Origin of the sequence: Kitasatospora sp. NPDC008050, from assembly GCF_042957465.1 — a bacterium.
GTDB lineage: Bacteria > Actinomycetota > Actinomycetes > Streptomycetales > Streptomycetaceae > Kitasatospora.
This window is the reverse complement of sequence record NZ_JBIBIJ010000016.1, coordinates 136,264-159,535: the sequence shown is the minus strand read 5'-3', so window position 1 is coordinate 159,535 and position 23,272 is coordinate 136,264. Positions and strand designations below refer to the sequence as shown.

Sequence of the window (23,272 nt, the reverse complement as noted above, 5' to 3'; positions counted from 1 at the left end):
CTGAGGGCATGGCGGCCCTTTGTGCCCGACGTGATCGATGGGAGCCTAACGCCTGGAATTCGGCTCGCCACCGACCCCCTGCCCGGGCCAAGATGGCGCCCATGACTGACACCATTGAGCGGATCGAACCGCCGAACGCCGCGACCGAGGCGACCATGCTCGCCGCCTGGCTCGACTTCCACCGCAAGACTCTGGCCCTCAAGACCTCGGGACTGACGGACGAGCAGCTGCGGCTGCGCTCGGTGACTCCCTCCTCGCTCTCGCTGCTGGGCCTGGTCCGGCACCTGGCCGAGGTGGAGCACTACTGGTACCAGGTGATCCTGCTCGACGGTGACCCGACCCCGCTCTACTGCACCGACGAGGACCGGGACCTCGACTTCAACGGGGTGGACCGGGCCGACCCGGCCGCCGACTTCGCCATCTGGCGCCGGGAGGTCGAGCTCGCCGACCAGGCCGTGGCCGGACTGTCGCTGGACACCGTCGCGGCCGTCCAGCAGAAGGGCCGCGAGCGGGTGACGCTGCGTTGGATCCAGGTCCATCTGATCGAGGAGTACGCCCGCCACAACGGCCACGCGGACCTGCTGCGCGAGGCCATCGACGGTGCCACCGGGGAATGAGCCGGCACCACCGGAGCATGAGCCGACGTCAATTCCCCGCTGCGGCAAGGCCGCTCGGGTGATCCCGGGAACCTCCCGCAACCGCGGCAGGGGAGGGTTGCGTCCGCTCCTGATGAGGACGGCGCGTGCCACCGGCAGGCGCCACCACCCGAACGGCGTGCCAGGGCGGGCGCCGGGACGGTGATCAGTGCGATACTCGGACAGTTCCGGGCAGTGGATGACGCGTCAGTTGGCCGCAGTGACGCCCGGAACCAGACGGGGACAGGACAGGGAGGCGCGGCATGGGAGCACTTCGCGACGAGCACCACGGGTGGCTGATGCCCTCGGGGAGCTACCCCGCCGCGGTGTACGAGGAGGAGTCGTGGGCGACCGCCGACACGATCCCGGTGCTGCCGAATCCGACCAAGATCGTCTCGGTGAAGCCCACCGGCTTCGAGTCCGCCAGGGTGGTGGGCGAGCACATCCGCTCGGGCACCCCGGTGGTGATGGACGTGACCGAGATGGACGACGGCGAGGCCAAGCGGATGGTCGACTTCGCCTCGGGCCTGATCTTCGGCACGCGCGGCGGCATCGAGCGGATCGCCCGCCGGGTGTTCCTGCTCACGCCACCGCAGGTCGAGGTGATGGTGATCGACCGGCCGCTGGACGACAGCGGCTTCTACAACCAGAGCTGACCGGGGACACCGGGCACTGACCCGGATCAGCGCAGACCGGAGACGGCAGAGGCCGCCTCCGGTTTTTTGCTGCCCGCAGCCAGCCGTCAGTTGCGATCAGAAGTCTCAGCTGAGACGTGGATGTCTCAGCTGAGCTATTCTGTTCTCATGGCAATCGATCGTGACGCGGTCCTCAAGGCAGCCGTCGGCGTGCTCTCCCGGCAGCCGACCGCCCACCTGGACGAGATCGCCCGCGCCGCCGGGATCAGCCGGGCCTCGCTGCACCGGATCTTCCCCGGCCGCGAGGCGCTGATCCGCGAGGTCGGCCTGCTCGGTCTGCGCCGCTACAACAGCGCGCTGGACGACGCCGCCATCGAGACCGGCGACACCGCCGAGGCGCTGCGCCGTCTGGTCGACCTGCTGGTGCCCGACGCCGCGCTCTGCGCCTTCCTGGCCGGCGAGAACCAGCTCTTCGACGACCCCGAGCTGTGCGCGCTCTGGGAGGAGCAGGACGCCCGGGTCCGGGCCTTCTTCCTGCGCGGCCAGCAGGAGGGGGTCTTCCGGATCGAACTGGCGGCCGGCTGGCTCAGTGAAGCCTTCTTCGACCTGCTGGCCGGCGTGGGCTGGGCCGTCCAGGACGGCCGGCTCGCCCCCCGTGACAGCGCCTTCGCCCTGACCGAGCTCTTCCTCGGCGGGGCCCTGCGGAGGACCGGAACCTCATGACCCGCACCCTGGACACCGCCCTGACCGCGACCGGATCCACCACCGGCCGCCCCGCCATGACCGGCGACCGCCGGCGCTGGTCGGGGCTGGCCGTCCTGGTCCTGGGCGTGCTGCTGGTCGTCGTCGACGCCACCGTGCTGGTGCTGGCGATCCCCTCGATCACCGAGACCCTCGCCCCCAGCTCCACCGCGCTGCTGTGGATCGGCGACAGCTACTCCTTCGTGCTGGCCGGGCTGCTGGTCAGCATGGGCGCGCTCAGCGACCGGATCGGGCGCAAGCGGCTGCTGCTGATCGGCGCCGCCGCCTTCGGCGCGGCCTCGCTGCTGGCCGCCTACGCGCCCGGCCCCGGCTGGCTGATCGCCGCCCGGGCGCTGCTGGGCGTGGCCGGGGCGACCATCATGCCCTCCACGCTGTCGCTGATCCGCGCGCTCTTCCCCGAGGCCCGCGAGCGGGCCAGGGCCATCGGGATCTGGGGCGCGGCCGCCACCGCCGGGGCCGCCGCCGGGCCGCTGGTCGGCGGGGTGCTGCTGGAGCACTTCTGGTGGGGCTCGGTCTTCCTGATGAACCTGCCCATCGTGGCGCTCCTGCTGGTGCTGGGCGGCTGGCTGCTGCCGGAGTCCAAGGACCCCAGGCCGGGCCGCCTGGACCTGCTCAGCGTGCTCTGCTCGATGACCGGCCTGATCGCGCTGGTCTACGCGATCACCGAGGCCGCCGCGCACGGCGTGACCCAGTGGCAGGTGCCGGTGGCGGCCGTGCTGGGCGTCCTGGGGCTGTGGCTCTTCGTGCGCCGGCAGCTGCTGCTCGACAACCCGCTGCTGGACGTGCGGCTGTTCGCCGACCGCCGGTTCACCGCCGCCGTGCTGGGCGCGCTGATCGCGGTCTTCGGGCTGGCCGGCGTGGTCTTCTTCATGTCGCAGTACCTCCAGCTGGTGCGCGGGCTCTCGCCGCTGACGGCCGGGCTGGCCGAGCTGCCCGCCTTCGCCGGCGCCGCCGTGGCCTCGATCCTGACCGCCCGGCTGACCCGCTCGGCCGGGGCCAGGGCCGCGCTGGTCGGCGGCATGGCGGTGCTGGGGCTGGCGCTGGGCGCCCTGGGCCTGCTGCGCCAGGACACCTCCTTCCTGCTGCTGGCCGTGGTCTTCCTCGCGGTCGGCGCGGCCGAGGGCCTGGTGTACACGCTCTCCGCCGACCTGGTGCTGACGGCCGCGCCGGCGGCCAAGTCCGGCGCGGCCTCCGCCGTCTCGGAGACCGCCTACGAGCTGGGCACGGCGCTGGGGATCGCGCTCTTCGGCTCGGTGCTCACCGCCGTCTACCCCGGTGGCATCGGCGCCCTGCCCGGGGTCGACGCCGCCACGGCCACCGAGGCGAAGGAGTCGCTGGGTGCCGCGGTGGCGGCCGCCCAGCACCTGCCGGGCGAGGCCGGCCAGGCGCTGGCGAGCGCGGCGCGGGAGGCGTTCGTGCGGGGCATGAGCCTGGCGGCGGTGCTCGCCGCGGTGCTGGTGCTGCTGGGCGCCGGCCTGGCGTGGCGTCTGCTGCGCCGGATCTGACGACCGCCGGGGAAGCCGACGACCGCTGGGCAGCCGACGGCCCGGGCGCTGCGCCGGGCGGCCGTCAGCTGCCCAGCGGCAGTTCCAGCTCCGCCCAGACCACCTTGCCGCTGCGGGTGGGCCGGCTGCCCCAGCGCTGGGCCAGCTCGTTGACCAGGTGCATGCCGCGCCCGCCCTCGTCCTGCGAGCCGGAGGGGCGCAGCCGGGGGGCCTGGCGCCCGGAGTCGGCCACCTCCAGGGTGAGCATCCGGTCCCGGAACAGCCGCAGCCGCTGTGGCTCCTGGGCGTGCACCAGGGCGTTCGTGACCAGCTCGCTGACCAGCAGTTCGGCGGAGTCGGCGAGCGGGCCCAGGCCCCAGGCGGCGAGCGTGCCACGGGTGAATCGGCGGGCCCGCGCGGGCATCGGGCCCTGGCCGGTGAGCTGCAGGGTGGCCATCCGGTCGCTGGGCAGCGGCAGCGCCCTGGCCATGATCATCGCCACGTCGTCCTCGCTGTCACCGCGCACCAGGGCGGAGACCACCGCGTCGCAGTGCGCCTCCAGGGTGCGGCCGCGGGCGGCGAGGGTGGCGCACAGCTCGTTGATGCCGCGGTCGATGTCCTCGCCGCGGCGCTCCACCAGGCCGTCGGTGTAGAGGGTCAGCACGCTGCCCTCGGGCAGGGTGAAGTCGACGTTCTCGAACGAGACCCCGCCCACCCCCAGCGGCACCCCCGGCGGCACGTCCAGCACCCGGGCCACCCCGTCCGTGCCCATCACCACCGGCGGCAGGTGACCGGCGCTGGCCACCGTGCAGCTGCGGTCCACCGGGTCGTAGACGGCGCAGACGCAGGTGGCGAACTGGCCCTCGCCGATACCGGTGGCGGTCTCGTCCAGGCGGGCGAGCACCTGGGCCGGCGGCATGTCCAGGGTGGCCAGGGTGCGGGCCACCGTACGCAGCTGACCCATCGTCGCCGCCGCCCTGATCCCATGGCCCATCACATCGCCGACCACCAGCGCCACCCGGCCGCAGGAGAGCGGCACCACGTCGAACCAGTCGCCGCCGACCTCGCTGACCACGCTGCTGGGCAGGTAGCGGTAGGCGATCTCCAGGCCCAGGGTGCGGTGGATCTCCTGCGGGAGCAGGCTGCGCTGCAGGGTCAGGGCGGTGTCGCGCTCGCGGCGGTAGAGGCGGGCGTTGTCGATGCAGACGGCGGTGCGGGCCACCAGTTCCTCGGCCAGCGCCACATCCGACTCGCTGAACGACTCGGGGTTACGGGTACGGACGAACTCCGCGCCGCCGAGCACCATGCCGCGGGCCAGCAGCGGCACCAGCAGGTAGGAGTGGATCCCGGCCGCCAGGCCCGGCTCCACCCGCTCCTCGCGCGGGGCGATCCGGCGCAGCGCCGCCTCGTCCACCTTGGCCACCACCATCGGGCGCCCGCTGCGCAGGCTCTTGGTGTAGATCCGGCTGGAGTCGTAGGCGGTGGTCTCGCCCACCGCGTCGGCCACGTTGGTCAGCCCTGCCCCGTACGCCTCGCCGGAGGCCACCGCGCGCAGCAGCACACCCTGGTCGGGGGCGAGCAGGCCGGGCTCCTCCCCCTGCAGGATCGGGTCGAGCAGGTCGACGGTGGCGAAGTCGGCGAACTTGGGGACCACCGCGGAGACCAGTTCCTCGGCGGTGCGCTGCATGTCCAGGGTGGTGCCGATCCGGGCGCTGGCCTCGGCGAGCAGGGTCAGCCGCTCCTGGGCTCGGGCGGCGCGGGCCTCGGCCTGGAAGCGCTCGGTCACGTCGATGAGCGAGGAGCTGACGCCGAGCACCCGCCCCGAGGCGTCGGCGAGCCGGAAGTAGGAGGCCGACCAGGCGTGGTCGTGGCCCGGCGCACCGGGTGTGCGGCCGTGCGAGCGGGCGTCGATCACCGGCTCGCCGGTGGCCAGCACCTCGCGCATCACGCTCTCGATCTCGGTGGTGTTGATCCCGGGCAGCACCTCGTCGAGCCGCTTGCTCAGGTGGTCCTCCACCGGCAGACCGTTCATCGCGGCCAGCGCCGGGTTGATCCGCACGTAGCGCAGCTCGGTGTCGTAGACCGCCATGCCGATCGGCGACTGGGTGAAGAAGCCGTCCAGCACCGCGAGGTTGCCCTCCACCTGCTGGATGGCGCGCACGTCGGAGCCGGTGGCCAGGACCAGCGGGCGGCCGCCCGGCCCGGTGATGCCGTAGGTGCGGAAGTCCAGCGCGACCTCGTGGCCGTCCTTGTGCCGCACCGGGAAGATCCCGGACCAGCGGCGCCCGGCCAGGATGTGCTCGTACAGCTCCAGCACCTCGGGCCGGTGCTCGGCGGTGGCCAGCAGCGGGGCCGCGAAATGCCCGACGATCTCGTCGGCCCGCCAGCCGAGCAGCCGCTCGGCGTCCTCGCTCCAGTGCAGGACCAGGCCGTCGGCGTCCAGCAGGGCGGTGGCCAGCGGGACCAGGCGGTGGCCGTCCAGGGCCGCCGGGACGATCCCGGACACGCCGCCCGAGCCGCCGGGCTGCGCGCCCCCTTCGGGCGGGGGGCCGGTCTGAGGTGCGTGCACTGTTCCAGACTGCCCGCTGATCAGCGGGGCGGCGACCGCTGGTGGGCCTGAGCCTGGCGTTGCGTCAGGCGTCCGGCTGCCCGGCGGGCGACGCGTCGTCAGCTGGACCGCGGCCGGGCGCGGCCTGGTCGAGGGCCGCCTGGTCGAGCGCGGTCTGCAGCATCCGGGTCCACTGGCGCACCACGCCGGTGCGGCGGGCCGTGTCGTCGGTGAGCAGGTTGGCCAGGCCCAGGCCGCGGGCCAGGTCGAGGGTGGCCTGGACCGACTCGCGCACGCCCTGCGCGCTCTCGGCCACCCCGAGCGAGTCCAGCGCCGCCCGGTGGGACTCGCGGCCGACCCGGTTCTCCAGGGCGATGATCCGCTCGCGCAGCGGCTGCTCGGTCGCGGCGGCCACCCACAGGTGCAGGGCCGCACGGAACAGCGGCCCGGTGTAGAGGCGGACCAGCAGCTCCACCACGGCCTCGGTCCTGGCCGGCCCGGGCGGCGGGAGCTCACCGGTCCCGGCCCGGACGGCGGCCAGCCGCTCGGCGGTGACGTGATCGACGGCGGCGGTGAAGAGGTCCTCGCGGGTCGGGAAGTGGTGCTGGGCGGCGCCACGGGTCACCCCGGCACGTTCGGCCACCACGGTGACGGTGCTGCCGTTCCAGCCGCGCTCGGCCAGGCAGTCCACGGCCGCCTCCAGCAGCCGGCGGCGGGTGGCACGGCTGCGGTCCTGCTGCGGGGTGCGGGCAGCGGTGGTCATGGCGGTGCGGCTCCGGACGGGGTGTGCGGGGGCCCTGGACGGGAACGTCCCCGGGTGCGGGTGGCGGGGTGGGGGGATCCCCGGCCCCCGCATCCTCCCAGACGGGACCCGGGGCCGGGGACTGATCCCAGGTCAGCGGCCGCGCAGCTCCCGGCGCAGGATCTTGCCGCTGGCCGACTTCGGCACCGCGTCCAGGAAGCCCACCGCGCGGACCTTCTTGTACGGCGCCACCCGGGCGGCGACGAACTCCATCACCTCGGGCTCGGTCAGCGTGCTGCCCGGGGCCCGCACCACGAAGGCCTTCGGCCGCTCGGTGCCGTCCTCGTCGGTGACCCCGATCACGGCGGCGTCCGCGATCCCCGGGTGGGTCAGCAGCAGCGCCTCCAGCTCGGCGGGCGCCACCTGGTAGCCCTTGTACTTGATCAGCTCCTTCACCCGGTCGACGATGAACAGATAGCCGCGCTCGTCGACGTAGCCGATGTCGCCGGTGTGCAGCCAGCCGTCCGGGTCGATCATCGTGTCGGTCTCGGCGGGGCGGCCCAGGTAGCCCTTCATCACCTGCGGGCCGCGGATCAGGATCTCGCCCTGCTCACCGACCCCGAGGTCGTCCCCGCCGCCGTCCAGCGAGCGCACCCGCAGCTCGGTGGCGGCCACCATCTTGCCGACCGAGCCCGGCGCCGGATCGGGGTCGGCCAGCGGGACGAGATGGGTGGCGGGCGAGAGCTCGGTCATCCCGTAGCCCTGCTGGACCGTGGCGAGGCCGAGCCGGGCGGCGCAGGCCGCCGCGAGGTCGGCGTCGAGCGGGGCCGCGGCGCTGCGCACGTAGCGGATCGAGGAGAGGTCGAACTCGTCGACCAGCGGGTGCTTGGCCAGCGCCAGCACGATCGGCGGGGCCACTATCAGGCCCTCGATGCGGTGGTCCTGGATGGTGCGCAGGAACTGCGTCAGGTCGAAGCGGGGCAGCACCACCACGGTGGCGCCGACCTGGAGCGGGCGATGAAGAAGGATCACCAATCCGTAGATATGAAAAAATGGGAGAACCGCGACCAGCCGCTCGCCCAGCACACCGGGCTCGACCGCGTCGAGCTGGGCGAGGTTGGTGGCGATCGAGCGGTGGGTGAGCATCACGCCCTTGGGCAGGCCGGTGGTGCCGCTGGAGTAGGGCAGCGCGGCGAGGTCGGTGCCCGGGTCGATGGCGACCCGCGGTTCGGGGGCGGTCGAGGCCCGCAGGTCGGCCAGGGTGCGGTAGTCGGCCGGGCCGCCCTGGTCGAGCAGGAAAATCTCGCGTACGGCCTTTCCGCCCGCTCCTGCCGCCTCGACGGCGGCCAGCGACACGGGCAGCAGCGGCGAGCAGGTGATGATCCAGGTGGCGCCGCTGTCGCGCAGCTGGCCGGCCAGCTCCTCGGGGGTGGCGAGGGAGGAGACGGTGGTGACGACGGCGCCCGCCTTGCCGGCCGCGTACACGGCGACGGGGTAGGCGATGGAGTTGGGGCTGTGCAGCGCGACCACGTCGCCCTTGGCCACCCCCGCCTCGGCCAGGCCGGCGGCCACCCGGCCGACGGCGGTGGCGAGTTCGGTGTAGCTCAGGGTCTCACCGGTCACGCCGTCCACCAGAGCGGGCCGGTCGCCGTAGCGGGCGGCGCCGGCCAGCACCACATCGTGGAGCGGCTGGTCGACGGCGGGGACGTCGGGGTACTCGCTGCGGAACACCATAGGAACTCCTGCGGATCGGCGACTCACGGCCGGGTGGGGGCCGTGCCGGAGGTGCTACCCGGGTGCCGGGGCGCGCACGCCCCGGCGCGCGTGCGTACTCAGTAGGAGCGTGGCAGGCCGAGGGTGTGCTGGGCCACGTAGTTGAGGATCATCTCGCGGCTGACCGGGGCCACCCGGCCGACCCGGGTGGCGGCGAGCAGCGCCGCCAGGCCGTACTCCTGGGTCAGGCCGTTGCCGCCCAGCGTCTGCACGGCCTGGTCGACGGTGCGGGTGGCCGCCTCGCCGGAAGCGTACTTGGCCATGTTGGCGGCCTCCCCCGCCGCCACGTCGTCGCCCGCGTCGTACAGGTGGGCGGCCTTGCGCATCATCAGGCGGGCCAGCTCGACCTCGATGGCGCACTGCGCCAGCGGGTGGGCCAGGCCCTGGTGGGCGCCGATCGGGGTGTCCCAGACGGTGCGGCTCCTGGCGTACTCCACGGCCGTGTTCAGTGCCTGGCGGGCCACCCCGAGCGAGAAGGCGGCGGTCATGATCCGCTCGGGGTTCAGCCCGGCGAACAACTGCTGGAGGCCGGCGTTCTCGTCGCCCACCAGGGCGTCGGCGGGCAGCCGGACGTCGTCCAGGAAGACCTGGAACTGGCGCTCGGGCGACACGAGTTCCATCGGGATCGGCCGGTACTCGAAGCCCGGAGCCTGACGCGGCACGATGAACAGCGCGGGCTTGAGCTTGCCGGTGCGCGCGTCCTCGGTGCGGCCGACCACCAGCACGGCGTCCGAGCCGTCGATGCCGGAGATGAAGACCTTGCGGCCGTTCAGCACCCAGTCCGCGCCATCGCGCTTGGCCACGGTGGAGAGCTTGTGCGAGTTGGAGCCGGCGTCCGGCTCGGTGATGGCGAAGGCCATCCGGCGGCTGCCGTCGGCCAGGCCCGGCAGCCAGGCGCGCTTCTGCTCCTCGGTGCCGAACCGGGCCAGGATGGTGCCGCAGATCGCCGGGGAGACCACCAGCATCAGCAGCGGGCAGCCGACGGTGCCCAACTCCTCCAGGACGATCGACAGTTCGTAGACACCGGCGCCGCCACCGCCGTACTCCTCGGGCAGGTTGACGCCGAGGAACCCCAACTTCCCGGCCTCGGACCAGAGTTCGTCGGTGTGCTCACCGGCCCGTGCCTTGGCGAGGAAGTAGCCGGAGCCGTAGCGGCGGCCGAGGTCACCGACCGCGCGGCGCAGCGCTATCCGCTCGGGGGTCTCGATCAGCGGGCTCTCGGACGTGCTCGGTGCGGACATGCGGGGTCCTCCGGTCTACGGGGTCACGGAACTGGCGGGCTCGGTGGGCTCGGCAGGCCGGGTGGGCTCGACGACGGCCAGCACGGCCCCCAGCTCGACCTGCTGCCCGGCCAGGGCGCGTAGTTCGGTCACCGTGCCGTCCACCGGCGCGGTCACCTGGTGCTCCATCTTCATCGCCTCCAGCCAGAGCAGCGGCCGGCCGGCCGCCACCCGCTCGCCGACGGCGGCGCCCAGCCGGATCACCGTGCCGGGCATCGGGGCGAGCAGCGCGCCCGGGGTCGGTGCCACCACGGGTTCGGCGAAACGCGGCAAGGCGGTGAGGGTGACGGATGCCGACGGCGTGTCGATCTCGATCAGGTCGCCGTAGCGGGCGATCCGGAAGGTGCGGCGCACACCGTCGAGTTCCAGCACCACCTGCTCCATGGTGGCGCCGAGCAGCCGCACCCCGGGGTACTCCTCGGCCAGCAGGCCGTCCCTGGTGCGGCGATACCTGACCGTCAACTCCTGGCCGTCGGCGGTGCGGTAGCGCTTGACCTGGGGCTGGGAGGGCAGATTGCGCCAGCCGCCGGGCAGCGGGCCCGGGTGGGCGGCGGCCTGGGAAAGGGCGGCGGCCAGCGCGGCCGACAGCAGCTCGCGCTTGTCCACGCCGGTGGGCAGCAGCTCCGCCGCGTGCTCGGTGAGGAAGGCAGTGCTCAACTCCCCGGCCAGGAATGCGGGATGGCGCAGCACCTGGACCAGCAGCGCGCGGTTGGTGGTCAGGCCGTGGATGGTGGCCCGGCTGAGCGCGTCGGCCAGGCGGCGCGCGGCGGCGGCCCTGGTGGGCGCCCAGGCGATCACCTTGGCGAGCATCGCGTCGTAGCGCACCCCGACCGTGCTGCCGTTCACCACGCCGGAGTCGATCCGCAGGCCGCTGTGCCGCTCGGTACCGGCCACCGGGTGCTCGGCGGGGAACTCGATCCGGTGCAGGGTGCCGCTCTGCGGCTGCCAGCCGGCCGCCGGATCCTCGGCGTAGAGCCGGGCCTCGATCGCGTGGCCGCGCGCGGTGGGCGGCTCGTCCGGCAGCTCCCGGCCCTCGGCCACGGCCAGTTGCAGGGCCACCAGGTCCAGGCCGGTGACGCACTCGGTGACCGGATGCTCCACCTGGAGACGGGTGTTCATCTCCAGGAAGAAGAACCGGCCGTCCGGGGCGAGCAGGAACTCCACCGTGCCGGCGCCGGTGTAGTCGATCGCGCGCGCGGCCGCGGTGGCCGCGGTGGCCAACTCGGCGCGCAGCTGGGGCGGCAGGCCCGGCGCCGGGGTCTCCTCCAGGACCTTCTGGTGCCGTCGCTGCACCGAGCAGTCGCGCTCGCCCAGCGCCCAGACGGTGCCGTGCGCGTCGGCCAGCAGTTGCACCTCGATGTGCCGGCCGCTGGGCAGGTACGGCTCCAGGAAGACCTCGCCGTCGCCGAAGGCCGCCGCCGCCTCCACCGAGGCCGCGGCCAGCTCGCCCGCCAGCTCGGACAGGTGGCGCACCACCCGCATGCCGCGGCCGCCACCACCGGCGGCCGCCTTGACCAGCAGCGGCAGTTGGGCCTCGGTAGCCGACTCGGGCCGTACGGGTTCGAGGACCGGCACCCCGGCCGCGGCCATCAGGCGCTTGGCCGCGCTCTTGGAGCCCATCGCGGCCATCGCCTCGGGACTCGGCCCGACCCAGGTCAGCCCCGCCGCCAGCACCGCACGGGCGAAGGCCGGGTCCTCGGAGAGGAAGCCGTACCCCGGGTGCACGGCATCCGCACCGGCCGCGAGGGCGGCCCGCACCAGCAGATCGGCGCGCAGATAGGTGTCGGCGGGGGCGGCGCCGGGCAGCCGGACGGCACTGTCCGCCTCCAGGACGTGCGGCGCTCCCTCGTCCGGGTCGGCATACACCGCCACGGTGGCGATGCCGAGTTCGCGGCAGCTGCGGAAGATCCGGCGGGCGATCTCACCTCGGTTGGCGACGAGCAGGCTGGTGATCATCTGACGGTCCTTCACTTCTTCGCTCACGTCCTGCACACCCGTCACGCCCTCACATCCGGAAGACGCCATAGCCGCGCGCCCCCTCGACCGGTGCGCTGTGGATGGCGGACAGGCACAGGCCGAGCACGGTGCGGGTGTCGCGCGGATCGATCACCCCGTCGTCGTAGAGCCGTCCGGAGAGGAAGGCCGGCAGCGACTCCGCCTCGATCTGCTGCTCGACCATGGCACGGATCGCGGCGTCCGCGTCCTCGTCGTAGGGCTGCCCCTTGGCGGCGGCCGACTGGCGGGCCACGATCGAGAGCACCCCGGCCAGTTGGGCCGGTCCCATCACGGCGGACTTGGCGCTGGGCCAGGCGAACAGGAAGCGCGGGTCGTAGGCCCGCCCGCACATGCCGTAGTGGCCGGCCCCGTAGGAGGCGCCGAGCAGGACGGACAGGTGCGGGACGGTGCTGTTGGCCACCGCGTTGATCATCATCGCGCCGTGCTTGATGATGCCGCCCTGCTCGTACTCCTTGCCGACCATGTAGCCGGTGGTGTTGTGCAGGAAGAGCAGCGGGATGTCCCGCTGGTTGGCCAACTGGATGAACTGGGCGGCCTTCTGGGACTCCGCACTGAACAGCACGCCCTGCGCGTTCGCCAGGATGCCCACCGGGTGGCCGAACAGCGTGGCCCAGCCGGTGGCCAGGCTCGACCCGTAGAGCGGCTTGAACTCGTCGAAGTCGGAGCCGTCGACGATCCGGGCGATCACCTCGCGCGGGTCGAAGGGCACCTTGAGGTCGCTCGGCACGATGCCGAGCAGTTCCTCCTCGTCGTAGACCGGCGGCCGGGCCGCCGGGTCGAGCGCGGGCCCGGCCTTGCGCCAGTGCAGCCGGTGCACGATCCGGCGGGCCAGCCGCAGCGCGTCGGGCTCGTCCACGGCGAACTGGTCGGCCAGGCCGGAGACCCGGGCGTGCATCTCGGCGCCGCCGAGCGACTCGTCGTCGGCCTCCTCACCGGTGGCCATCTTGACCAGCGGCGGGCCGCCGAGGAAGACCTTGGCCCGCTCCTTGACCAGCACGGTGTGGTCGGACATGCCCGGCACGTAGGCGCCGCCGGCGGTGGAGTTGCCGAAGACCACCGCGATGGTGGGGATCCCGGCGGCGGAGAGCCGGGTGAGGTCGCGGAAGAGCGCGCCACCCGGGATGAAGATCTCCTTCTGGCTGGGCAGGTCGGCGCCGCCCGACTCGACCAGATTGATCAGCGGCAGCCGGTTGCGCAGCGCGATCTCGTTGGCCCGCAGCGCCTTGCGCAGGGTCCACGGATTGCTCGCCCCGCCGCGCACCGTCGGGTCGTTGGCGGTGATCACGCACTCGGTGCCCTCGACCGTGCCGATCCCGGTGACCAGTGCGGCACCGACCGGATAGTCGCTGCCCCAGGCGGCCAGCGGGGAGAGCTCCAGGAACGGCGAGTCCGGGTCGAGCAGCAGCTCGATCCGCTCGCGAGCGAGCAACTTGCCGCGTGCACGGTGGCGTTCGACGTACTTGGGACCGCCGCCGGCCAGCGCCTTGGCGTGTTCGGCGGCAAGCTCGGCGAGTTTGGCGAGCATCGCCTCGCGGTGGGCGAGGTGGTCCGCCGACCCCGGGTCGAGCCGGGTGGCGAGCAGGGTCACAGCAGGTCCTCCGGGATGTCGAGGATGCGGGAGCGCAGCCACTCCCCCAGCGCCTTGGCCTGCGGGTCGAACCGCTCCTGGGCGCCCACTCCCTGGCCGAGCAGGCCGGTGACGACGAAGTTGACGGCACGCAGGTTGGGCAGCAGGTGGCGGGTGACGGTCAGGCCGGCGGTCTCGGGCAACAGCTCCTTGAGCCGATGCACCGTCAGTTCATGGGCGAGCCAGCGCCAGGCCTGCTCGCTGCGGACCCAGACGCCGAGGTTGGCGTCGCCGCCCTTGTCGCCGCTGCGGGCGCCGGCGATCAGGCCCAGCGGGACGCGGCGGGTGGGGCCGGCGGGGAGCGGCTCGGGCAGCTCCGACGCCTCCTCGGGAGTGGCCGGTGACGTGGTGGCGGCCGGCGGGATCGCGCGGCGGGTGCCATCGGGCAGCACGGCCCAGTGCTCCACCAGCTCGGCGTCCAGGTGCACGGCCTCGAAGACCCCGTACGGTGCGCCCGGCCCCGGCGGCGCCGTCAGGTGGAAACCCGGGTAGCCGGCCAGGCCGAGTTCGACCGCCGCCGCGCTGACCGCGCGCCCGACCTTGGCCGGGTCCTGGTCCCGCACGGTGAGCTGGAGCAGCGCACTGGCCTGCTGCTCGGTCGGGGCGTCGGGCCGGTCGGTGCGGGCCAGGGTCCAGCGCAGCCCGGCCGGGCGGCGCCCCGGCTCGTCGAGCGCCTGCTCCAGCTGGGTGCGGACCAGGGCCGCCTTGGCCTCGATGTCGAGCCCGGTGAGGACGAAGACCACCTCGTTGCGCCAGCCGCCGAGCCGGTTCAGGCCCACCTTGAGGGTGGGCGGCGGCGCCTCGCCGCGCACCCCGCTGATCCGGACCCGGTCCGGGCCCTGCTGGTCCAGGCGCACGGTGTCCAGCCGGGCCGTCACGTCCGGGCCGAGGTAGCGGGCTCCGGCGGTCTCGTAGAGCAGCTGCGCGGTGACCGTGCCGACGGTGACCGCGCCGCCGGTACCCGGGTGCTTGGTGATCACGCTGCTGCCGTCGGCGTGCAGTTCGGCGAGCGGGAAGCCCGGGCGGGTGACGTCGTGTTCGGCGAAGAAGGAGTAGTTCCCGCCGGTCGCCTGCGCGCCGCACTCCAGCACGTGGCCCGCCACCACCGCGCCGGCCAGCGCGTCCAGGTCGGCCGGCCCCCAGCCGAAGTGCGCGGCCGCCGGGCCGGCCACCAGGGCGGCATCCGTCACCCGCCCGGTGACGACCAGGTCGGCGCCCTCGCGCAGGCACTCGGCGATCCCCCAGGCCCCCAGGTAGGCATTGGCCGCGAGCAGACCGTCAGGCACGGTGAACTCGCCCGCCCGCGCCAGCAGATCGTCCCCGACAACCTGCCCGACGCGCAGCGCGATCCCCTGCCGGGCGGCCAGTTCGGCGATGTTCTGCGCCAGTTGGGCCGGGTTCAGCCCGCCGGCGTTGACCACGATCCGCACCCCGCGATCCACCGCCAGGCCCAGGCACTCCTCCAACTGGCGCAGGAACACCTTGGCGTAGCCGAGCTTCGGGTCCTTCAGGCGGTCGCGGGCCAGGATCAGCATGGTCAGCTCGGCCAGATAGTCGCCGGTGAGCACGTCCAGCGGCCCACCGGTGAGCATCTCGCGCACGGCGCAGAAGCGGTCGCCGTAGAAGCCGGAGGCGTTGCCCACGCGCAACGGCGACGCCGGGGTGGCGGGGGCGGTGGAGTCCGGTCCGGGGTGCGGCATGCGGGCGCCTTCTCAGTCGCGCGGGCGGGCGGTGGCGGGTGGCTCGGAATTGATGGTGGGTCAGCCCGGAGAAAAAAGCAATCGTGCGTGCTTGTTTTTCCCGGGCAGGCGACGGGAGCCCCACGGTCACCTCGCGGAGGTTTCTGGCACATCGGTTCCCACCTGCCGTGCTCCGGCCGGCCGGAAACGTATGGGTCTTCGGCCGATTCCACCTTGCTGCCCGGCTCCCCGAGCCCCTAGCCTTCGTGGTCGGCACGGGTGGGCCCCGCCAGGGGTCTGCCACACGGACACGGGGACACGGGGGCACCACCTTGAAGGCGATACGACGACGGCTGGCCGGGCTCGGCGCTGCGGTGGCGGTGACCGCCGCACTGACGGTCAGCCTGCCGACCGCCGCCCAGGCGGCGAACGGCTACTGCGACGGGAACGTCGTCGCGCGACACGACGCCAACGGCTTCAGCACGCGGCTGATCCGCTCGTACGACGGCAAAAGCCTCTGCGTCAACACGTGGAACCAGACCGGCCACCAGGCCCGGACCGTGGCGGAGCTCTACGACCCGACCGGCTTCCCGGACGGCGGCGACGACGCTCCCTACTACCAGTACGCGTCCACCGGCTGGAGCCCCCTGTCCAGCGGCTGCTGGCGTTGGCGCGGCACCCCGAACGGCTCGGGCGACTGGACCAGCTACTCGAACTGCTTCTAGGTCCCCCGTTCCGAGCACGCCGGTGACGGTACTGGTGAACGGACTTCCGGGAGCCGGGAAGACCACCCTGGCCCGGGCGCCGGCGCGGGAGTTGGGGCTGCCGCCGTTCAGCAAGAGACAGACGTTGATCTTGGGCATCGCGTACGCCTCCATGGGCGGATGCCGATGGGGTACCCCCTTGTACCCCCACTGGGGTTATGTCCCGCAATAACCCCATCCCCGGTACCGAGTTCGCCTTACGCGGGCTTCGAGGAAGCTGGGAGATCCATGTGCGCGACGGCGCAACGGTCAGGCGACAAGCGCGGATGAATCCGGACAGAACACCCACCCGTCTGCGCGGTCGGCCACCCTGTGACCGCAGTGGGTGAGAGGAAGCTCCCAGCAAGGCCCAGGGTTCCTAAACGACGGTGCTGTTCAGTCAGTACTGCCGTTGGCGTCAAGCCCCCGCTGCGCCAACGGCACCCCTCGCTTTTCCCGCACCGAATCAGGAGGCACCGGCCTTGTCCCGGACCACCATCCGCACCGTCGGCGCCGCCGCTCTGCTCGCCGCCGGACTGCTGCTGACCGGCTGCTCCTCGTCGTCGACCACGGCCTCGACCGCCTCGGCGACCTCCGCCGCGCCGTCCGCCTCCGCCGGCGGCAAGGGCTCGCAGGCGATGGCCGCGTACGCCTCCTGCCTGCAGCAGCACGGTGTCACCATGCCGACCGGGCGGCCCAGCGGTCACCCGAGCGGGCGTCCCAGCGGCGCCCCGGGCGGCGGTGGCGGCGGTGGCGGCTTCTTCGGCGGCGGCTCGCCCGACCCGGCCCGCCAGGCCGCGATGCAGGCCTGCGCCTCGCTGCGGCCGCAGGGCGGCCAGGGGCGCGGTGGCGGCGCCGGCGGCTACAACAGCACCGCGATGCAGGCCTTCACCGGCTGCCTGAAGGACCACGGCGTCACCCTGCCGGCCAACGGCGGCCTGCGCGGACTGAACACCGCCGACCCGTCGACGGCCACCGCCTACAAGACCTGCGCGCCGCTGCTGCCCGCGAAGCCTTCCGGCGCCCCCTCGGACGCCGCCTCGGCCTCGCCGTCCGCCTCCTGAGGCACCCGCGGCAGTACGACCCGAGGCAGTAGCGACTCGCCCGCCGCCCGGCCGTCCTGGCCGTGCGGCGGGCGAGGTGGTTTCCCGAGCCGCGGGTCGTTTCCCGGTCTGCGGGGTCGTCCCCCGGCCTGCCGGGTCAGGCCTGCTCGGCCACCCGCTGGACGATCTGCTCGCACAACTCGTGGGTGCGCAGGGCGTCGTGGGCGTCGATGGTCTTCCCGGCCCGCACCGCGTCCAGGAAGGCCAGCACGATCTGTTCGATGCCGCGCTGCCGGGCCACCGGCACCCAGTCGCCGCGGCGGCGCACGGTCGGCTGGCCGCGGTGGTCGATCACCTCGGCGAGGTTGACCACGCTGCGCTTGCTGTCGGCGCCGGAGACCTCCAGCACCTCCTCGGTCGAGCCGCTCACCCGGTTCATCACGCCCAGCGCGGTGAAGCCGTCACCGGCCAGGGTCAGCACCAGGTGTTCGAGCAGGCCGGCCCGGCTGCGCGAGCGGACGTCCACGTGCTCGATCTCGCCGGGGACCAGGAACCGCAGCAGGTCCACCACGTGGATGAAGTCGTCGAAGATCATCGGCCGCGGTGCCTCCGCCAGGCCCTCGCGGTTCTTCTGCAGCAGGATCAGGTCACGTGGCCGCTCCTTCGCCTGCACGTAGCCCGGCGCGTAGCGGCGATTGAAACCCACCATCAGTGAGCGCCCCGTGCGGTCGGCGAGCTCCACCAGCCGACGGGACCCGTCCAGGGTGTAGTCCAGCGGCTTGTCCACGTACACGTCGACGCCGGCGGTGAGCAGCTGCTCGACGATCGGGACGTGCTGGTCGGTGGCGGCATGCACGAACGCCGCCCGGATCCCGCTGCCGATCAGCGCACCGAGATCGGTGAACCGGTGCACCGGGTCGATCCGGTGGGTGTCGCCGATCCGGTCGAGCTTGGCCCGGTCACGGGTCATCAACCGCAGGTCCAGACCCGGCAGTGCGGTGAGAACCGGCAGGTACGCCTTCTGCGCGATGTCACCGAGCCCGATCACCCCGACGGGCAGCACGGCATCGGGAACGGCGGTCGCACTCATGGGATCTCCTGCCACGGGACGGACGGTCATCAGGCGGATCCACCCTACGCGGCGGCCATCGCCCCACAACCACCCCCGCTGAGCTGCCTTGAGGCCGGCTTCGAAGCGGCTGCAACGGCAACGTCGCCAACGACTGGACCACCAACGGCACCTGGCAGGGCCCCTGGGGCAACGGTTCAGGCCAGCTCGGCGGCGGCCGTGGCCAGCGCCTCCAGCACCGGCCTGATCAGCGGGTGGTGCTCGGCCCCGCCCCGCACCGCCGCGAAGACCTTGCGGGTGGCCAGCTCGCTGTCCACCGCGCGCACCGCCACCCGCGTCAGGTCGACCCCGCGCAGCGCCGAGCGCGGCACCAGCGCCACCCCGGCGCCGGCCGAGGCGAGCGCGACCACCGCGCTGAAGTCGTCGGAGGAGTGCACCAGGTGCGGCGCGAAGCCGGCGTGCTCGCAGGCGAGCAGCACCACGTCGTGGCAGGGGTTGCCCGGGTAGGGGCCGATCCACGGCTCGGCGGCCAGCTCGGCCATCGCCACCGGGCCCGGCAGCCCGGCCAGCCGGTGGTCCAACGGCAGGACCGCCTCGAAGGGCTCGGCGTAGAGCGGGAACCGGGCCAGCCGCTGGTCGTCACCGCGGGGCGCGCCGCGGTACTCGACGGCCACCGCGAGGTCGGCCTGGCCGTCGAGCAGCATCGGCAGGCTCGCGTCGCCCTCGGCGTCCAGCACCTTGAGCCGCACCCCCGGCGCGGCCGTGGCCAGGGTGCTGATGGCCGGCGCCAGCACCAGGGCGATGCCGGTGGCGAAGGAGGCCACCGTGACCTGGCCGCCCGCGCCGCTCGCGTAGGCGGCGAGGTCGGCCTCGGCCCGTTCCAACTGGGCGAGCACGGCGTCCGCGTGGCTGAGCAGGATCTCGCCGGCCGCCGTCAGCCGCACCCCGCGGCCGTCCCGGGCGAGCAGCGCGTGCCCGGTCTCCTGCTCCAGCGCGGCGAGCTGCTGGGAGACGGCGGAGGGGGTGAGGTAGAGCGCCGCGGCCGCGGCGGTCACCGTCCGGTGGTCCGCCACGGCGCGCAGCGTCCGCAGGCGTCTGGCATCGATCACTCAGCCATTCTGCCAGCGCGAACGCACCTCTCGGTCACCCGGCCGGTTCACCCGGCCCGGCTCACGCCTCCAGCGCGGCCCGGGCGTCGATGAAGGCGGCGACCACCCGCTCGACGTCCTCGGTGGAGTGCGCCGCCGACAGCTGGACCCGGATCCGGGCCTGGCCGTGCGGCACGACCGGGAAGGAGAAGCCGATCACGTACACGCCGCGTTCCAGCAGCAGTTCGGCGAGCCGGCCGGCCTTGGCCGCGTCGCCGATCATCACCGGCGCGATCGGGTGCTCGCCGGGCAGGATCTCGAAGCCGGCCTCGGTCATCTTCGACCGGAACAGCGCGGTGTTCGCGGCGAGCTTCTCGCGCAGGTCGTGCGAGTTCTCGATCAGGTCGAGCACGGTCAGCGAGGCGGCCGCGATCACCGGGGCGAGCGAGTTGGAGAACAGGTACGGGCGCGAGCGCTGGCGCAGCAGGGCGACGATCTCGCGGCGGGCGGCGACGTAGCCGCCGGAGGCGCCGCCGAGCGCCTTGCCCAGGGTGCCGGTGATGATGTCGACCCGGTCCATCACGCCGTGCAGCTCGGGGGTGCCGCGACCGCCCGGGCCGGTGAAGCCGACCGCGTGCGAGTCGTCCACCATCACCATGGCGTCGTAGCGGTCCGCCAGGTCGCAGATCTCGCGCAGCGGGGCGAGGTAGCCGTCCATCGAGAAGACGCCGTCGGTGACGATCAGCCGGCGCCGGGCGTCCTGGGTCTCCTTCAGGCACTGCTCCAGCTCCGCCAGGTCGCGGTTGGCGTAGCGCTTGCGGGTGGCCTTGCACAGGCGGATGCCGTCGATGATGCTCGCGTGGTTGAGCGCGTCCGAGATGACGGCGTCGCGCTCGTCCAGCAGGGTCTCGAAGACACCGCCGTTGGCGTCGAAGCAGGACGAGTAGAGGATCGTGTCCTCCTGGCCGAGGAACGACGACAGCCGCGCCTCCAGCTCCTTGTGCACGTCCTGGGTGCCGCAGATGAAGCGCACCGAGGCCATGCCGTAGCCCCAGCGGTCCAGCGCGTCCTTGGCGGCGGCGAGCACGGCGGGGTGGTCGGCCAGGCCCAGGTAGTTGTTGGCGCAGAAGTTGAGCACCTCCCCCGGGCGGCCGCCGCCGGTGACGGTGACGGCGGCGTTCTGCGGGGTGCCGATCACCCGCTCCGGCTTGAAGAGGCCGGCGTCGCGGATCTCGTCCAGGGTGGCGGCGATGTCTTCGCGTACGGAGTCGAACACGGGGGCTCCTAGAAAGAGGTCCAGTCGAGAATGATCTTGCCGCAGCGGCCGCCGGCCGCCTCGTCGAACGCGGCCTCGAAGTCCTGCGCGGCGTACCGCCCGGTGATCACCGGGGTCAGGTCGAGCCCGCCCTCCAGCAGCACCGACATCGCGTACCAGGTCTCGAACATCTCGCGCCCGTAGATGCCCTTGATGGTGATCATCGAGGTGACCACCTTCGCCCAGTCGATCGCGAAATCCTCGGCGGGCAGGCCGAGCATGGCGATCTTGCCGCCGTGCGTCATGTTGTCGATCATCGAGCGCAGTGCCTCGGGACGGCCGGACATCTCCAGGCCCACGTCGAAGCCCTCGCGCAGGCCGAGCTTCTGCTGGCCCTCCTCGATGGTGTGCTGCGAGACGTCCAGCGCCAGCGAGACGCCGACCTTGCGGGCCAGGTCCAGGCGGTACGGGCTGACGTCGGTGATCATCACGTGCCGGGCGCCGGCGTGCTTGGCGACGGCCGCGGCCATGATGCCGATCGGGCCCGCGCCGGTGACCAGCACGTCCTCGCCGACCATCGGGAAGGAGAGCGCGGTGTGCACGGCGTTGCCGAACGGGTCGAAGATCGCCGCCACGTCCAGGTCGACCGGCACCCGGTGCACCCAGACGTTGGAGGCGGGCAGCGCGACGTACTCGGCGAACGCGCCGTCGCGGTTGACGCCCAGGCCCACCGTGTTGCGGCACAGGTGACGGCGGCCGGCCAGGCAGTTGCGGCACTTGCCGCAGACCAGGTGGCCCTCGCCGCTGACCAGGTCACCGACGCTGATGTCGGCGACCGCCGGGCCAAGCGCCACGACCTCGCCGACGAACTCGTGGCCGATGGTCATCGGGGTGCGGATGGTCTGCTGCGCCCAGCCGTCCCACTTGCGGATGTGCAGGTCGGTGCCGCAGATGCCGGTGCGCAGCACCTTGATGAGCACGTCGGCGGGGCCGATCTCGGGCTCCGGGACGTCGGTCAGCCACAGTCCGGGCTCGGCCTGCTTCTTGACGAGTGCCTTCACGGCGGGGCTCCTGATGCACGGGCGGGACGCGCGGGTGATGGGGTGGCGCGCGGGTGACGGGGAGATCGGGGGCGGTGCAGGACGAACAGGGGGCAGTGTGGGACAAAAGGGTGGAGGCCCGGCGACGGCGCCATTCCGTGCCGGGCACGGAGCAATCTGCCTGGTGGGAGGGGGTGTGGTCCATCGAGGAATTCTTAACGGCGGCGACAGCAGGGCTTCACGATCGTGCCCGAGCTGGGTCGGGGCGGCCCGGCACCATGCCGGTCCTCACTCGTTCGGGGGATCACGGATGGTGGGAGATCGTTAGGCTCCACTCCATGACGAACCCTCAGCGACGCACCCTGGCGAACTTCCTGGCCGACGCGGCGCGCGGCCGGTTCCCGCCCTCGAACGGCGAGGTCACCATCGTGCCGCAGCCCGGGCCGCGGACGGCGGGGGTGCTGTCGTTCAGCGCGCACGCGGTGGTCTTCACCGCCGAGGACCCGGCCTGGGTGCACACGGCCCTCGCCGAGGCGGTGGCCGAGCCGCTGGCCGCCCCGCTCAGCCCCGGCTTCCTGACCGCCCTCGCCGAGCGCACCGGGCGCACCATCGGCAACGTCGACCTGCTGACGGTGGCCGGGCGGCTGCCCGGTCCGCCGCCGCTGCCGCTGGTGGAGATCACGGACCTCGGACACCCCAGGGTCGTGCGGGCCCTGCGGTTCCGCGACGGGGTGCGGGTGTGGACGGTACCGGGCGGGGTGCTGGTGCTCGGGGTCGGCGTGGCCGGGCGCTGGGAGGCGGCGATCGAGGTGGAGCCGCAGGCGGCCGGACGCGGGCTGGGGCGGGCGCTGGCGATCGGCGCCCGCCACCTGCTGCCCGAGGGCGAGGTGATCTGGGCCCAGCAGGCGCCGGGCAACGCGGCCAGCGTGCGAGCCTTCCAGGCGGCGGGCTACCGGCCTGTGGGGGCGGAGGTGCTGCTCAGCCGGCCCCTTTCCGGTCAGCCCGCCCAAGAGGGTCCGCCAGCAGGGGGGACCCTCTAATGGAACTTCGCCTTGCCCGGGCCGTCCTCGACGAAGCTGCGCATGCCGGTCTCGCGGTCCTCGGTGGCGAACAGGCCGGCGAAGAGGGAGCGTTCCAGGGCCAGGCCGGTGTCCAGGTCGCTCTCCAGGCCGCGGTCCACCGCCTCCTTGGCCGCGCGCAGCGCCCAGGCGGGGCCGGCGGCGAGCTTGCCGGCCCACTCCAGGGCGGCCTGATAGACCTCGTCGGCCGGGACCACCCGGTCGACCAGCCCGATCCGCAGGGCCTCCTCGGCGCGGACCTGACGGCCGGTGAAGATCAGGTCCTTGGCCTTGGCCGGGCCGACCAGCCGGGCCAGCCGCTGGGTGCCGCCGGCCCCCGGGATCAGGCCGAGCAGGATCTCCGGCTGCCCGAGCTTGACGTTCTCGGCGACGATCCGGACGTCGGCGCAGAGCGCGAGCTCGCAGCCGCCGCCGAGCGCGTAGCCGGTGACCGCGGCCACCACCGGCTTGGGGATGCGGGCCACGGCGGTGAAGGCCTGCTGCAGCGCGGCGCCGCGCGCGACCATGTCGGTGTACGACATGCGCTGCATCTCCTTGATGTCCGCGCCCGCCGCGAACACCTTCTCGCCGCCCCAGATCACCACCGCGCGCACCTCGGGGCGCTCGGTGGCCTCCTGCGCGACCTCGCGCAGCTGGTCCTGCATGGCGATGTCCAGCGCGTTCATCGGCGGGCGGGCCAGTCGGATGGTGCCGACGGCGTCCGCGACCTCCAGGGTGACGAACCGTGTCATGGCGGGGCCTCCAGATGAGTTAACGGCGGTGAACCCTTGACGA

The 23,272-nt window shown here is 73.2% G+C and carries 19 protein-coding genes; 7 read left to right on the top strand and 12 right to left on the bottom strand.

Going from position 1 to position 23,272, the window contains the following annotated elements; genetic code table 11:
- Positions 1–101: 101 nt before the first annotated feature.
- The 4 genes from ACFZB9_RS27360 (at position 102) to ACFZB9_RS27345 (ending at position 3,537) form a co-directional block, all read left to right on the top strand.
- Positions 102–617 (top strand): DinB family protein, encoded by a 516-nt coding sequence (locus tag ACFZB9_RS27360; RefSeq protein ID WP_391451430.1) that lies wholly within the window; start codon positions 102–104, stop codon positions 615–617.
- A gap of 281 nt (positions 618–898) precedes the next feature.
- The gene (locus ACFZB9_RS27355; protein ID WP_391451428.1) at positions 899–1,291 is read left to right on the top strand and encodes a cell division protein SepF; all 393 of its coding nucleotides are present in this window, start codon (positions 899–901) and stop codon (positions 1,289–1,291) included.
- A gap of 147 nt (positions 1,292–1,438) precedes the next feature.
- Positions 1,439–1,993, top strand: a complete 555-nt coding sequence (locus ACFZB9_RS27350) for a TetR/AcrR family transcriptional regulator (RefSeq protein ID WP_391451426.1) — start codon at positions 1,439–1,441, stop codon at positions 1,991–1,993.
- Entirely contained in the window at positions 1,990–3,537 is a 1,548-nt protein-coding gene (locus ACFZB9_RS27345) for an MFS transporter (protein WP_391451424.1), read from the top strand. The genes ACFZB9_RS27350 and ACFZB9_RS27345 overlap by 4 nt, the downstream gene beginning before the upstream one ends.
- 64 nt (positions 3,538–3,601) lie before the next feature.
- Here ACFZB9_RS27345 and ACFZB9_RS27340 read toward each other — a convergent pair whose 3' ends face one another.
- The 7 genes from ACFZB9_RS27340 to ACFZB9_RS27310 all read right to left on the bottom strand — a co-directional run bounded on the left by ACFZB9_RS27340 (position 3,602) and on the right by ACFZB9_RS27310 (position 15,202).
- Positions 3,602–6,085: a SpoIIE family protein phosphatase gene (locus ACFZB9_RS27340; protein ID WP_391451422.1), complete on the bottom strand. Its 2,484-nt coding sequence runs from the start codon at positions 6,083–6,085 to the stop codon at positions 3,602–3,604.
- 64 nt (positions 6,086–6,149) lie between these two features.
- Positions 6,150–6,827, bottom strand: a complete 678-nt coding sequence (locus ACFZB9_RS27335) for a TetR/AcrR family transcriptional regulator (protein ID WP_391451421.1) — start codon at positions 6,825–6,827, stop codon at positions 6,150–6,152.
- A gap of 132 nt (positions 6,828–6,959) precedes the next feature.
- On the bottom strand, positions 6,960–8,537 hold the full coding sequence (locus ACFZB9_RS27330; RefSeq protein ID WP_391451516.1) for an AMP-binding protein: 1,578 nt from the start codon (positions 8,535–8,537) through the stop codon (positions 6,960–6,962).
- 101 nt (positions 8,538–8,638) lie between these two features.
- Positions 8,639–9,820, bottom strand: a complete 1,182-nt coding sequence (locus ACFZB9_RS27325) for an acyl-CoA dehydrogenase family protein (protein ID WP_391451419.1) — start codon at positions 9,818–9,820, stop codon at positions 8,639–8,641.
- A gap of 15 nt (positions 9,821–9,835) precedes the next feature.
- The gene (locus ACFZB9_RS27320) at positions 9,836–11,815 is read right to left on the bottom strand and encodes an acetyl/propionyl/methylcrotonyl-CoA carboxylase subunit alpha (protein WP_391451417.1); all 1,980 of its coding nucleotides are present in this window, start codon (positions 11,813–11,815) and stop codon (positions 9,836–9,838) included.
- A gap of 49 nt (positions 11,816–11,864) precedes the next feature.
- Positions 11,865–13,463 (bottom strand): acyl-CoA carboxylase subunit beta, encoded by a 1,599-nt coding sequence (locus ACFZB9_RS27315; RefSeq protein ID WP_391451416.1) that lies wholly within the window; start codon positions 13,461–13,463, stop codon positions 11,865–11,867.
- Positions 13,460–15,202 (bottom strand): acyclic terpene utilization AtuA family protein, encoded by a 1,743-nt coding sequence (locus ACFZB9_RS27310; RefSeq protein ID WP_391451414.1) that lies wholly within the window; start codon positions 15,200–15,202, stop codon positions 13,460–13,462. Before ACFZB9_RS27310 ends, ACFZB9_RS27315 begins: the two co-directional genes overlap by 4 nt.
- A 311-nt stretch (positions 15,203–15,513) precedes the next feature.
- On the opposite strand from ACFZB9_RS27310, the gene ACFZB9_RS27305 reads away from it, so the two are divergent.
- Positions 15,514–15,906, top strand: a complete 393-nt coding sequence (locus ACFZB9_RS27305; RefSeq protein WP_391451412.1) for a hypothetical protein — start codon at positions 15,514–15,516, stop codon at positions 15,904–15,906.
- 500 nt (positions 15,907–16,406) lie between these two features.
- Positions 16,407–16,988 carry a hypothetical protein gene (locus ACFZB9_RS27300; RefSeq protein WP_391451411.1) on the top strand — a complete coding sequence of 194 codons (582 nt, stop codon included), beginning with the start codon at positions 16,407–16,409 and terminating at the stop codon, positions 16,986–16,988.
- Positions 16,989–17,124: 136 nt separating this feature from the next.
- Here the strand turns inward: ACFZB9_RS27300 and ACFZB9_RS27295 are convergent, their stop codons facing one another.
- From ACFZB9_RS27295 to tdh, 4 genes are all read right to left on the bottom strand, one after another.
- The gene (locus ACFZB9_RS27295) at positions 17,125–18,027 is read right to left on the bottom strand and encodes a Gfo/Idh/MocA family protein (protein ID WP_391451514.1); all 903 of its coding nucleotides are present in this window, start codon (positions 18,025–18,027) and stop codon (positions 17,125–17,127) included.
- A 206-nt stretch (positions 18,028–18,233) separates the two neighbouring features.
- Positions 18,234–19,145, bottom strand: coding sequence for a LysR family transcriptional regulator (locus ACFZB9_RS27290; RefSeq protein WP_391451409.1), 912 nt, complete (start codon positions 19,143–19,145; stop codon positions 18,234–18,236).
- 61 nt (positions 19,146–19,206) lie between these two features.
- A complete protein-coding gene (locus tag ACFZB9_RS27285; protein ID WP_391451407.1) occupies positions 19,207–20,400 on the bottom strand; it encodes a glycine C-acetyltransferase in 1,194 nt (397 codons plus the stop codon).
- Between the two features lie 8 nt (positions 20,401–20,408).
- Positions 20,409–21,440 (bottom strand): L-threonine 3-dehydrogenase, encoded by a 1,032-nt coding sequence (gene tdh / locus ACFZB9_RS27280; RefSeq protein WP_391451405.1) that lies wholly within the window; start codon positions 21,438–21,440, stop codon positions 20,409–20,411.
- Between the two features lie 317 nt (positions 21,441–21,757).
- On the opposite strand from tdh, the gene ACFZB9_RS27275 reads away from it, so the two are divergent.
- A complete protein-coding gene (locus ACFZB9_RS27275; protein ID WP_391451403.1) occupies positions 21,758–22,459 on the top strand; it encodes a GNAT family N-acetyltransferase in 702 nt (233 codons plus the stop codon).
- Here ACFZB9_RS27275 and ACFZB9_RS27270 read toward each other — a convergent pair.
- On the bottom strand, positions 22,456–23,229 hold the full coding sequence (locus ACFZB9_RS27270) for an enoyl-CoA hydratase/isomerase family protein (protein WP_391451401.1): 774 nt from the start codon (positions 23,227–23,229) through the stop codon (positions 22,456–22,458). The two genes, ACFZB9_RS27275 and ACFZB9_RS27270, sit on opposite strands and share 4 nt — an antisense overlap.
- Positions 23,230–23,272 lie beyond the last annotated feature (43 nt).